This window comes from Gemmatimonadota bacterium, assembly GCA_026387915.1.
GTDB lineage: Bacteria > Gemmatimonadota > Gemmatimonadetes > Gemmatimonadales > Gemmatimonadaceae > Fen-1231.
In genome coordinates this window covers 219151-232015 of record JAPLKS010000018.1, presented here as the reverse complement: position 1 = coordinate 232015, position 12865 = coordinate 219151, and the positions used below count along the sequence as shown (strand labels likewise).

Below are 12865 nucleotides of genomic sequence, written 5' to 3'. Positions count from 1 at the left end.
CGGCAAGTTCATATATAAAGTGTCACGGCGGGGGGACAGACCCCGCCTCGGTACCGTCCCAACTTCCTCGCTCGTCGGCCCTGCCATCAGCTTCTCCCGTCCCGTCCGCCCCAGCTCTCCCCCCGTTCAAACCTTTTCCCCCGTCCATCCGTCCGATACAGTGAGCCCGACCGGACCTCAAACTCCCCCGCCTTGCTCCAACCCTCAGTAGCCCAGTCCGATTCACCAGATGACGTTGCCCTCGCTACACGCGGGGACCGCCGAGCCTTCGAACGGCTCTACCGGACGCACGTCAGCCGCGTGTACTCGCTCTGCGCACGAATGGTGGGAGACAAAGCCCGGGCCGAGGAGCTCACGCAGGATGTGTTTGTGCGGGCGTGGGAAAAGTTGACGCAGTTTCGCGGCGAAAGCGCGTTTGGCACCTGGCTCCACCGACTCGCGGTGAACGTGGTGCTCAACGAACGGCAAACGGAACGCCGCCGCCGCGACAAGCACGACGACAGTATCGAAGAAATGGATTCCTTGGCCTACGCCGACGTGCGGCCAACCGAAGTCCCGGGGCTCTCGATCGATCTCGAACGGGCGATCGCCACGCTCCCGCCAGGTGCCAAGAAAGTGTTCGTGCTCCACGACGTGCAGGGCTATACCCACGAGGAGATAGGCGAGATGCTCGGCGTCACCTCAGGGGGCTGCAAGGCGCAGTTGCACCGCGCCCGCATGCTGTTACGCGCACAGTTGACCCAATGACCCTCTCTGCCATGACTTGCCAAGAATTCCAGTCGCTCGTGACGGACTATCTCGAAGAAGAGGCGCTCTCCGCCGAGCAGCGCGCGGCCGCCGACGCGCACCGACTCGACTGTGCGGAATGCGCGGCGTTGGTGGCCGACCTTCGGTTGATTGTGCAGCAGGCGGGCGACTTGCCGTTGCTCGAGCCAAGCCACGATTTGTGGAGCGGCGTGGAACAGCGCATTGCGGCTCAGGTGGTGGCATTGCCCGTCGTGGGAAGTGCGTCATCGTTTGAGGCGGAGCTCGAAGGGAGCTCCGCTCCGGCTGGCACACAGGGGCGGATGGCGCACCAAAAGGCGCGCCGCGAGTGGTCACCACGCGGCTTGGCCGTGGCCGCCTCGCTGTTGATTGTGGCGACGGCCGGTATCACCTGGCGCGTGGCGAGCGATCGGTCTGCGCCGGTGAACTCCGCCGAATCGGGCAGTACACCGGCGGCCGGTAGCGCGGGGAGCACCACCCCCGCCGTGCAAGCCTCGCACAAGCCGAGCCTCGACGAAACATACGACCGCGAGATTGCCGGACTGCGCACGTTGGTGGACCAGCGCCGCGCGGAACTCGACTCCGCGACCATCACCATTCTCGAAAAGAATTTGAAGGTCATTGATAACGCCATTCGCGAGAGCAAGGCGGCGCTGGCGCAGGATCCGGCCAGCGCGTTTCTGACCGAGCGCCTCTCTCGTGCCTACGACTCCAAACTGCAACTCATGCGCGACGTCGCCACGTTGCCCACGCGCAGCTAATGCACACCACCGAGAAACCTCCCATGACACGCACCCTCCGTACGCTGCTGCTCTCGGCCTTTGCCCTGACCGTCCTCGCACCGACACTCGTGCTCGCGCAGAGCGAGCGGAGCCGAGTGGACACCCTCTACGCCTTTGCAAAAGGCGGCACGATCGACCTCGGGCTGGTGAGTGGCAACATCATTGTCACCGGCTGGACGCGTCAAGAGGCCAAGATCTACGCGTTCATTGAGCACGGCGCGTTTGACGTGTCGCTCTCCGGCACGCAGGTCTCTCTCCAAGTGCGTTCGCGCCGCGGGATTACGCTGTTCGGGTCGAACGACAGCCGCATTGAGGTCATGGTGCCGATCGGCACGCGGGTGAGCGCACACACGGTGAGCGGCGACATTCGCATCAAATCCACCGCCGGCGAAGTGGAAGCACGGTCCGTGAGTGGCGACGTCGAGGTGATCGACGCCACCGAACGGTTGGTTGTGCACACCGTGTCGGGTAATGCGCACCTCGCCAACGCCCATGGCCGCATTCGGTTTGATGCCACCAGTGGCGACCTCACCCTGGACGATGCCTCCGGCGACATCGGCGCCAAGTCGGTGAGCGGTGACGTGCATTTGACCAACGTGCGGGCCAACCAGCTGCGCGCTGAAACCGTAAGCGGCGACATCACGTATCAGGGGAGTGCGGAGGGAACGGGCTCGTTCGACCTCTCCTCACACAGCGGCGATCTTCGTCTCGAAATGCCCGGCAACACGGCGGCATCGCTCAGCTTGCAGACGTTCAGCGGGGATCTCAATAGTCAGTTCCCGATGACGCTACAGCCTGGGCAGAGCGGTCGGCGCGGCCGGAAGATGGAGTTCACGATCAACGGTGGCGGCGCCCGAATTTCGGCGCAGACGTTCAGTGGCAATATTCACATTGAGCGCGGTGCAAACCGCGCGAGCAAGGAGAACTGATCATGCGGCGAATCCTCCCTATCGTCGCGCTGGCCCTCACCGGCTGCGCCCCTGTGTTTTATCCCGCGTTCGGTCAATCGCAGGAAACCGCAACCCCTTGGCACTGGAGCGGTGAGATTCAGAAGGATCACTGGGTGTATGTGCGCAATCTCAATGGCGCCGTCCGCGTGGAAGCAGGCACCGGCGACAAAGTGGAAGTCACGGCGGTCAAGCGCTGGCGGCTTGGCAATCCGGAGGACGTGAAGATCTCCGTGGTGCAGACCGGCGCCGGCAAAGGCGACTTGCTCGTGTGCGCCCTCTTTCGTGACGGCGACAGCTGTGATGAACGCGGCTACCACTCGTCCAGAACCAACTGGGTGAACTGGGGCAACCACGACGTAAGCGTAGAGCTCACCATCCGCCTCCCCGCCGGGGCGCGCATGAACGCGAGCACGGTGAATGGCTCGTTGAACATTGAAGGTGCGACCTCCGAAGTGATTGCCCACACGGTGAACGGTGGCATTACCGCCCGCTCCAGCGGTGGCGCAGTCAGCGCAAAAACCACCAACGGCAGCATCAACGTGCGGTCCGCCCTATTCGATCACGAACACTCAGAGATCAGCACGGTCAATGGGTCCGTCACCGTGGAGCTCACAGAGGCTTTGAACGCGACGCTTGATATGCGCACCGTCAACGGCAGCGTGAGCAGCGACTTCCCGATCACGATCAGCGGTGACATTAGCCGCCGGCACGTGCGTGGCACGCTCGGCACCGGCGGTCCAACGGTGAAGTTGAGCACGGTCAACGGCAGCGTCCGGCTTCGCAAAGCGTAGCCCGGAACGGGCCATGCGCGGGCCCCCGCGGGCCCCGCACGAGGATCGGCAGGACACGGCCACCACTGCCCCACAAACCCCGCCGGGAAACATTCCGGCGGGGTTTTCGTATGTTGAGGCAACGGAGGTTCCCCCGATGACGCTGCTCTCGAACGTTCGCACCTTGCGTTGGACTATGCCCGCCGCCTTCCTGCTGTTCGGTGCCTGCCACTCCCAGGGCGCGGAGCAGCACGATCCGAACGTCTTCAGTTGGTCGGGTAGCGTGCCGGCAGCGGGCTCCGTGCACGTGCGCAGCCTCAACGGACCCATCGAAGTGAAGCCCTCACGCGACAGTGCCGTGCACGTCACGGTCGGCGCGCGGTGGCGCCGCGGCAATCCCAAACGCGACCTGCAGTTTCAGGTGGCGTCTGCCGGGAACTCAGTGACGGTGTGCGTCATCTGGGGCAAAGGCGCGTGTACCGATCAGAACTACACGATGAAAAACCCCGGCATTCTCAAGATGGGGAATGGCAATAGTGGCACTGATGCCACCGCCATTATCACCGTGGAAGTACCGGCTCGTGTGCGCGTGGATGCCTTTACGGCAAATGGCGACATCAATATCACGGCCACGGCGCCGGTGCACGTTATCAATGTGAACGGTAACGTGACGGTAGCCACCGCGGTTGGCCCCGTGGACGCCCTCACCGTGAACGGCAACGTGGACGTGCGCATGACCACCCTCGGCGACACCGGCACGGTGCGCGCCGAAACGGTCAGTGGATCGGCCGTTGCGTACGTCCCGGCAACTATCGACGGCGACTTCACATTGAAGGTGATGAATGGTCGCCTGACCAACGACTTTGGCGCGGCGCTGGACGCCAATGCCAAAAGCCAGACGGGAACGCTAGGAAAAGGCGGACGCACGATCACGGTAAAGGCACTCACCGGCTCAGCTTCCCTGCGCCGCCTGAACGCCGACGGCACCCCAATGGCCAATCCGTAGGTCGTTGGCACTACGTCAGTTACGGCGGTCCGGAACCCAATTCCGGGCCGCTCGTTTATAATTCATATTGTCCTTCCATTACAGGGAGTAAGAGCTCGATGGGTTACTCACGGTTCGCTATGCCGGAACAGACGCTCGTTCGCACGGGCGAGGAACGCGCGACGCTCGTGCGTCGCACCTACTCGCTGGTACTCACGAGTGTGGTGGTCACGATTGGAGGCGTGTGGTTTGCGCTCAACAATCAGTCGATTCTCGAAGCGTCGGCTGCGCATCCGTTCATCATGATGATTCTGACGTTCGCGCCGCTGATGCTTGCGCAGTCCACGCGGCTTGCCACGCCACAGCGCCTCGCGCTGGTGTTGATGTTCACGGCCATCGAAGGCGTGTTCATTGCGCCGATGATTTACTACTACGACAAGATGCAGCCCGGCGTGGTTGGGCAAGCGGGCGCACTCACGTTGAGTGCGTTCACGGTGCTCACCGCATATGCCTGGTTCAGCCGTCGCGACTTCAGCGCGTGGGGCGGGTTCCTCACCGTGGGACTCTGGGTGATGCTCGGCACGATGCTGCTCAACATGTTCTTCCACAACGAAACAGCCTCGCTCTGGCTTGCCGCAGTGGGCGTGATGTTGATGAGCGGACTGCTGCTGTTTGACACGTGGCGCATTCGCAACACGTTTGGGCCGGATGATTATGTGCCGGCAGCCATCACGATCTACTTGGATTTGTTGAATATGTTTTTGTTTGTGTTGTCGTTGCTGGGGGGAGGGAGGCGGCGCGGGTAACGACAACGACCGTTGACGGCCGACCGTTTTCGGTTTTCCGTTGACGACGAACTACGAAGTACGAAGTACGAACTACGAACTACGAACTACCGGCGGCCTCATGGAATATCCCTGAGGCCGTTCGTTTCTTTACACCGCTTCATTCCCTCTAGACGACCCTTTTTAGGACAGCACTATTTCGATGGTTATCGGAGCGACGCGATGTGATTTTCCCTGTACTAGCGCGCGGCAAACGCCACTATAGGTTCACAAGTAGAACACGGCTCGGTCGCAATCGTGAAGATGTGAGAGTCGTGTAGCGATCGGCGGTGGCGCCGATCAACCGGAGAAGGCCGTGGAACGTGAACGGTCACCCGTACGCCGCGTTGGGGAGCCGTGGGTGGGGCCGGCTCTCGACTGGGTCGCGCGCATAGTCAGCGCGTCAGCCATTCTCGTCGGTAGCACGGTGCTCGTTGGCTGGGCGCTCAAAAACAACGCATTGAAAAGTGTGTACCCGGGCTGGGTATCCATGAAGGCGAACACGGCGCTCGCATTCGTGCTCGCCGGACTTGGGTTGCTGATCTTTCGTCCGGCCCCCTCCACGCGTGGCTCGCGACTCATCACCGCTCGCATCCACACGGCTCGGCTTTTCACTTGGCTCAGCGGTGCGATCGGACTGCTTTCGCTTGCCGAGTACGCGTTCGATTGGAATGCCGGCATTGATCAACTGCTCTTCGCCGAGTCATTAGGCGCCGTTGCCACCTCGCATCCGGGGCGCATGTCGCCGGATGCGGCGATCTGCTTTGCGCTCCTCGCCGTCGGAGTGTCGATCGCCCAGCGTTCGCTGCCCTCTGCCAAAACACGCGCTGCCGCCCTGATAGCCGGCTCGTTGATCTCGATGATCGCGCTAAGCGAACTGTTCTCGTATTTTGCGCCCGCGCTCCGGACAGAAGGCTGGGGCGGCCTAACAAAGATGGCGGTGCACACGGCGGCGCTGTTCGCGGTGCTCGGCCTCGCACTCCTGCGGGTCGCGGTGCAATTCGGCTCACCAGAATCGACCGTGGCGGAAGACCACGAGGAACACCCACTCGACCGTGGCCGAGCTCGGCTGCTTTTCGTGTTCGTGCTTCTGGTGGTCGGAATCATTGCCACGGGGATCGCGTACTACCGGAGCTATGTCAGTCGTTTCCAGCGCGAGGTGGAACAGCAGTTATCCGCCGTCGCGGAGTTGAAAGTCGGTGAGCTGCAACAATGGCGCAAAGAGCGGATCGGGGACGCGAATATTCTTTATAAAAACCCCGCGATCTCTGCCCTCGTGCAGCGCCTCTTCCACGGGCCAGATGAGGCCGGCGCGCGGCGCGAACTAATGATGTGGCTCGGGAAATACGGCACGCACTATCGGTATGACCACATCCGTTTGCTCGACTCCGCCGGCGTCACACGATTGTCGTGGCCCGACAAATTGCCGAATGCCGCTTCCACCGTCGTGAAGCACGCGATGGAAGCGTACGGGTCTGGACAGGTGGCCCTCCAGGATTTTTACCGTAGTGACTACGACAATGCCGTGCGGCTGGCGCTGCTGATTCCCATTCTCGACGAGGGGGTTCGCCATCGTTCGTTTGGCGTCATCGTCCTGCGCATCGATCCCACGTACTATCTCTATCCGTTCATCAAGCGATGGCCGAGCCCAAGCCGGACGGCCGAGACCCTCGTCGTCCGTCGCGAAGGCAATGAAGTGGTGTTTCTGAATGAACTCCGATTTCAAAAGAACACCGCGCTCGAGTTCCGCGCGCCGCTGAGCCAAATCAACATGCCGGCGGTGCAGGCTGCGCTCGGGCGCGAGGGGGTTGTGGCGGGCATTGACTACCGTGGCGTCGCGGTCCTCGCGGCCGTGCGTTCCGTGCCCGATTCACCGTGGGCGCTGGTGGCTCGCATGGACGAGGCCGAGGCGCTTGCACCGTTGTCCTCCATCTTCATTCAAGTGGTGGTCTTGATGGGGGCGTTGTTGCTCGGCGCCGGTGCCGGCGTCGCGATTCTCTGGCAACAGCAACATGTCCGATACCTTCAGGGAGAGGCGGCATCGGCGGACGCGCTCCAGGTGGAGAAAGAGAGCCTCGAACAACGGGTGATCGCGCGAACCGCCGCGCTCGAGGCCGCGAACAAGGAGATGGAGGCGTTCAGCTACTCTGTCTCGCACGACCTGCGCGCCCCTCTGCGGAGTATCGACGGCTTCAGCCGCATCGTGCTGGAGGATTACCAGGCGAAGCTCGATGACGAGGGCCGCGACAGTCTCAATCGCATTCGCGCGGCCGCGCAACACATGGCGAAGCTCATTGATGACATGCTCAAGCTCTCGCGGATTAGTCGTGCCGAACTGCGGCGCGAGCGAGTAGACCTGAGTGCGGTGGCCCGTGACGTTGCCGAGGCGCTGACGCAAACGGATCCGTCGCGGGCGGTGGAGTTCGTCATTACCGATGGCCTCGTCGCCGACGGTGATCCGACGTTGCTCCGCGCTGTCCTCGACAACCTGCTTGGCAACGCCTGGAAATTCACCGGCCGGCGTGCGCATGCACGTATTGAGTTCGGCTCGGTGCAGCAGGACGACTTGACGAATTATTTCGTGCGCGACAATGGCGCGGGCTTCAACGAGGCGCATGCCGGCAAGCTCTTTGACGCATTTCAACGTCTGCACAGTGGCACCGATTTTCCCGGCACCGGAATCGGACTGGCCACGGTGCGGCGCATCATTCATCGCCATGGCGGCCGCGTGTGGGCGCATGGTACCGTGGACGACGGCGCGACCTTCTCTTTCACCCTGAGTGCCTGAACGCCTGAACGCCCCCCCCCGACCGGATGGAGCTATGCACGGTAAGATTTTGCTCGTGGAGGACAATCCCGACGATGTGAAGCTGACGCTGCGCGCGTTCAAGGATCAGAACCTTAGCAATGACATCGTGGTTGCACACGACGGGGCTGAGGCATTGGAGTACGTCTTCGGCACGGGCGCCTACGCCGGCCGCGATGTGGCGGACCAGCCGGCCGTCATCTTTCTCGACCTCAAACTGCCAAAGTTCGACGGACTCGAGGTACTTCGCCGGATTCGCCACGACCCCCGCACGGCGCTGCAGCCCGTCGTCATCCTCACCTCCTCGAGCGAGGAGCAGGATATGATGCAGGGCTACGCGCTCGGTGCCAATAGCTACGTTCGCAAGCCGGTGGACTTCGATCAGTTTATGGAAGCCGCTCGAGAACTGGGGCTCTACTGGTTGCTCCTGAACCAAGCGCCGCCGAGAACGTCGCACGACGTATGACGATTCCGTTACGCCTCCTCGCCGTTGAAGACTCGGAGAATGACGCGCGTCTCATCTTGCGCGCGCTTCGCGCCGGTGGCTACGACGTCACCACGGAGCGCGTGGAGACCGCCGATGCGATGCGGGCCGCGCTCGCGCGTGGGCCGTGGGATCTCGTAATCTCAGACTTCCGGATGCCCACGTTTACCGGCATGGAAGCGCTCGATGTTCTGCACGCGAGCGGCGACGATGTGCCGTTCATTCTCATATCGGGGACGATCGGCGAAGATGTCGCGGTTTCCGCTATGAAAGCGGGCGCGCACGACTACCTGATGAAGGACAATCTCACGCGCCTGGTGCCTGCGGTGCAACGCGAGTTGCGCGACGCGGTTGATCGGCAGGCGCGCCGAGTGGCGGATGCCGCGCTACGGGTGAGTCACGATCGTGCGCGCGCGGTCACCGAGTCGGCGTACGACAGCATTATTACCGCAGATGCGGCGGGCAACGTCATCAGCTGGAACGCCGCGGCTGAGCGCCTGTTTGGCTATACGGCGGCGGAGATGATCGGCCGCCCGCTCACGGTGGTCATGCCAGCGCAGCACCGCGACGCGCATAACGCGGGAATGGAACGCGTCGCCTCGGGCGGCGCCACGCATGTCATCGGCCGATCCGTCGAAGTGACCGCGCTCACCAAAACCGGAGATGAGATAGCGGTAGAGTTGTCGCTTGCGCAATGGCGCACCGCCGATGGGATCTTCTTTACCGGCATGATCCGCGATATTTCCGAACGGAAGCGCAGCGAAAATGACCTGCGCCTCAGCGAAGCGCGGTTCCGTGTCATTTTCGAGCAATCTCCCCTTGGCGTGGCGGTGATTGATTCGTTAACTGGACGATTCATCGATGTGAACGTTCGCTACGCCCAGATCGCGGGTCGCACGAGCGCGGAGCTCCGCGGCATGGACTGGATGCGCATCACGCATCCGGACGACGTCGCCGAGGATCAGAACCACATGTCCGCGATGAGCGGCGGCATGACGTCCGGATTCTCCATGAGCAAACGCTACATTCGCCCCGACGGCTCGTGCGTCTGGATCAGCATGACGATCGCACCACTCAGCGGTGGTGACCCTGAACACCCGCGGCACTTGTGCATGATTGACGACATCACGGCACACCGCGAGGCGGACGAGGCGCTGCGCGAGAGCGAGTTCCGTTGGAAGTTTGCCATCGAAGGCGCCGGCGATGGCCTGTGGGATTGGAACGTGCCTGCCGGGACCGTGTTCTTTAGCGCACGCTGGAAGGCGATGCTGGGTTACGCCGAGGATGAGATTGGCAACAGTCTCAGCGAGTGGGAGGGTCGACTGCATCCTGACGATGCGCCGCGCGTGAGGGCCGATGTGGCAGCGCTCCTCGATGGCTCGGAACCGAACTACCGCAACGAACATCGCGTGCGATGTAAGGACGGCAGCTGGCTTTGGATTCTCGATCGGGGCACGGTGCTCAGCCGGGACGCCAATGGAAAAGCCGTGCGCGTGATTGGGACGCACAAGGATTACACCCAACAGCGGCGGGACGAAGAACAGCTGCGCCTCGAAGGGGGCGCCCTCGAAGCAGCGGCGAATGCCATTCTCATTACCGATGCAACGGGTGTGACGATCTGGACGAACGCCGCCTTTACCACCGTGACTGGCTACATGGCGGGCGAGGCGATAGGCAAACGCCCCGGCGAGTTGCTCAAGTCGGGCACGCACGATGTGGCCTTCTACAAGCGGATGTGGGCGACGATCCTCAGCGGCGCGGTCTGGGCCGACGAAATCGTCAACCGTCGCAAGGACGGCACGCTCTACACGGAAGAGATGACAATCACTCCGCTCAAAAACCAGAGCGGCGTCACGACCCATTTTGTGGCGGTCAAGCAGGATATCAGCCAACGAAAACTTCTCGAAGCACAGTACCGCCAGAGCCACAAAATGGAGTCGGTGGGGCGGTTGGCGGGTGGGATTGCCCACGACTTCAATAACATGCTCAGTGTGATCCTCGGTCGCGCCGAACTCGCGCTGCGTCAAGTGGACGAGCGGCAGCCGCTCCGCGTGCATCTCCTCGAAATCGAACAGGCGGCGAAGCGATCAGCAAACTTGACACGGCAACTACTCGCCTTTGCCCGCAAGGAGGTCGTCACCCCTCAGCCTTTGGATGTCAACGCCAGCATCGGCGAAGCACTGAAAATGCTGCGTCGGTTGATTGGCGAGAACATTCGGCTCGACTGGAATCCAGCACCGGCGTCGTGGCACATCATGATGGATCCGTCGCAGCTTGACCAAATCCTCGCGAACCTGTGCGTGAATGCGCGCGACGCGATCAAGACGACGGGAACGCTGACGATTGCCACAGACAATATTGTGGTCGACGCGTCGTATGCCGTTAAAACCCCGGAGGCTGGTCCGGGCGAGTACGTACGCCTCACGGTTCGTGACAGCGGCTGTGGTATGACGCCTGAGGTGAAGTCGCACCTCTTCGAGCCGTTCTTCACGACCAAAGCCGTGGGTGAAGGGACCGGTCTCGGTCTTTCCACCGTGTATGGCGCGGTGCAGCAGAACCACGGGTTTATTAGCGTGGAGACCGAACTGGGGCGCGGTGCCACCTTTGAACTCTACTTTCCACGACTTGTCACGGCCGCACGCGGAACGCCGGCAGCGGGCATACCGGCGGTGGAAGCAGCCGGCGGTCACGAGACGATTCTGCTCGTGGAGGACGAAGCGATGGTTCTGCACCTTACCGCGACGATGCTCAAAGAACATGGCTACACGGTTCTCCAAGCGAGCGGACCGGCCGAGGCGCTGAAACTCGCGCAGGCGTCCGGCAATACGATTGCTCTCCTCATCACGGACGTCGTGATGCCGCAGATGAATGGCCGCGCACTCGCGACGACTCTTTTGGCCCGACAACCGCAACTCAAGGTCCTGTTTATGTCAGGCTATGCGGCGGGGATCGAGGGCATCACGGAGATCGGCGGCAACCCATCGGCCTTTATTGGCAAGCCCTTCACCGTCGACGCGCTCGTGACGAAAGTGCGGGAGGTGCTCGACCATGTGACGGCGTAGCAGAGAGGCGCAGCCGACGGCTCAGCCAGCCGACAGTGCTTCGATCTCGCGCGCGAGTTCTACATCCAGCGCGGTGATGCCGCCGGCCGAATGCGTGGAGAGTGTAACGCTCACCTTGGTGTACCGAATGTCGAGATCGGGGTGATGATCTTTCTGTTCGGCAATCTGCGCCACGCGGTTTACAAAAAGAATGGCCAGTGGAAATGTTGGAAAGCCATACGTCTTGACCAACGCATTCCCTTTGCGCGCCCAGCCGGCGAGCGTCCCGAGCTCTCGCTGCACCGTGATGTCATCGAGTTTGGACAGATTCACGTGGCCGACTCCGAACGAGCGGCGGTGTCCACCGCGCCACGGCGACGCGTTCCAGACCGTCGCACGGCAATCATCTCGGCGACCACGCTCACCGCAATCTCCTCGGGCGTGTCCGCGCCAATCGCGAGCCCGACTGGGGCATGCATAGCGTCGATGGCCTCCTGCGTCACGTCCCACTGACGCAACATCTTGGCGGTGAGCGCCACCTTGCGACGGCTCCCGAGCATGCCGAGGTAGTGCAAGCCGAGCGGAGCGAGTTGCGAGGCGAGCACGACGTCGTGCTGATGGCCGCGCGTGGCGATCACCGCATAGCTGTGCGCGTCGAGTTGTACAGCGCGCTCGACGTCGTGAAAATCGCACACGATGGTGCGTTCGGCAAAAGGCAGCCGACGTGCATCAGCAAAGTCGGCACGGTCATCTACCACGGTCACGCTCCAACCGGCGAGCGCGGCCACTTCGGCAATGCGCGCGCCCACGTGCCCGCCGCCGAACACCGCGAGGCGCGGCTTGCCTCGCATGGGTTCGACGAGCATATCACTCACAAAACTCGGCGTTTCGTCATCGTCACCGTATGCGGTGAGGGCGGCGTGTAGCGCGGCAGGACCCTGGCCAAACACGCGCGTGTAGGGCGCGGCGGGGTCGAGGTCAAACACGATTTCCGTGTCGCCGATTTTTTGGCTGGTGCGATGCGATCCATACAGCTTGGCGGGCCCATCGCTCCAGTCGAGGGCGGTGGCCATTACACCACGATCACCGCGTGCCACGTCAGTGGCGGCGGCCGCATACACGGCGGCCAGTGTGTCGTCGGGAAACACCGGCTCGATGAGCATCACCGCAGTTCCGCCGCAGGTGAGGCCGTAGTCGCCGGCGAGTTCGGCGTTGAGCGAATGTTCGCTCACGGCCGGTACGCGGCGTTCGATCACGTCGAGCGCGCGCTCAATAATCTCAGCTTCGAGACAGCCGCCACCGACTGTTCCTACGCGCGCGCCACCAGCGGTGACGAGCATCTTGGCCGTGGCGCTCATGGGTAGCGACCCGTGACGACGCGCCACGCTCGCCAGTGCACCGGCACCGGCCCCCGCCGCAAGGCGGGCACATTCAGAGAGAATGTTCGGGAGACTCATG

At 62.5% G+C, this 12865-nt stretch carries 11 protein-coding genes; 9 read left to right on the top strand and 2 right to left on the bottom strand.

Annotated features, from left to right (window positions below):
- Positions 1-192: 192 nt before the first annotated feature.
- From NTZ43_12970 to NTZ43_12930, 9 genes are all read left to right on the top strand, one after another.
- A complete protein-coding gene (locus NTZ43_12970) occupies positions 193-747 on the top strand; it encodes an RNA polymerase sigma factor (protein ID MCX5768124.1) in 555 nt (184 codons plus the stop codon).
- Positions 748-758: 11 nt separating this feature from the next.
- Positions 759-1526 (top strand): hypothetical protein, encoded by a 768-nt coding sequence (locus tag NTZ43_12965; GenBank protein MCX5768123.1) that lies wholly within the window; start codon positions 759-761, stop codon positions 1524-1526.
- A gap of 23 nt (positions 1527-1549) precedes the next feature.
- Positions 1550-2476: a DUF4097 family beta strand repeat-containing protein gene (locus NTZ43_12960; protein MCX5768122.1), complete on the top strand. Its 927-nt coding sequence runs from the start codon at positions 1550-1552 to the stop codon at positions 2474-2476.
- A gap of 2 nt (positions 2477-2478) precedes the next feature.
- Positions 2479-3288, top strand: a complete 810-nt coding sequence (locus tag NTZ43_12955; GenBank protein MCX5768121.1) for a DUF4097 family beta strand repeat-containing protein — start codon at positions 2479-2481, stop codon at positions 3286-3288.
- A gap of 136 nt (positions 3289-3424) precedes the next feature.
- Positions 3425-4273 (top strand): hypothetical protein, encoded by an 849-nt coding sequence (locus tag NTZ43_12950; protein ID MCX5768120.1) that lies wholly within the window; start codon positions 3425-3427, stop codon positions 4271-4273.
- A gap of 98 nt (positions 4274-4371) precedes the next feature.
- Positions 4372-5058 carry a Bax inhibitor-1/YccA family protein gene (locus tag NTZ43_12945; GenBank protein ID MCX5768119.1) on the top strand — a complete coding sequence of 229 codons (687 nt, stop codon included), beginning with the start codon at positions 4372-4374 and terminating at the stop codon, positions 5056-5058.
- Between the two features lie 334 nt (positions 5059-5392).
- A complete protein-coding gene (locus tag NTZ43_12940) occupies positions 5393-7864 on the top strand; it encodes an ATP-binding protein (GenBank protein ID MCX5768118.1) in 2472 nt (823 codons plus the stop codon).
- 34 nt (positions 7865-7898) lie between these two features.
- Positions 7899-8348, top strand: a complete 450-nt coding sequence (locus NTZ43_12935) for a response regulator (GenBank protein MCX5768117.1) — start codon at positions 7899-7901, stop codon at positions 8346-8348.
- Positions 8345-11428, top strand: coding sequence for a PAS domain S-box protein (locus tag NTZ43_12930; GenBank protein ID MCX5768116.1), 3084 nt, complete (start codon positions 8345-8347; stop codon positions 11426-11428). Before NTZ43_12935 ends, NTZ43_12930 begins: the two co-directional genes overlap by 4 nt.
- A 21-nt stretch (positions 11429-11449) precedes the next feature.
- Here the strand turns inward: NTZ43_12930 and NTZ43_12925 are convergent, their stop codons facing one another.
- Both NTZ43_12925 and NTZ43_12920 read right to left on the bottom strand, forming a co-directional pair.
- Positions 11450-11734 (bottom strand): 4a-hydroxytetrahydrobiopterin dehydratase, encoded by a 285-nt coding sequence (locus NTZ43_12925; protein MCX5768115.1) that lies wholly within the window; start codon positions 11732-11734, stop codon positions 11450-11452.
- Between the two features lie 2 nt (positions 11735-11736).
- Complete coding sequence (locus tag NTZ43_12920; GenBank protein MCX5768114.1) at positions 11737-12864, bottom strand: XdhC family protein; 1128 nt, start codon at positions 12862-12864, stop codon at positions 11737-11739.
- Between the last annotated feature and the right edge of the window lies 1 nt (position 12865).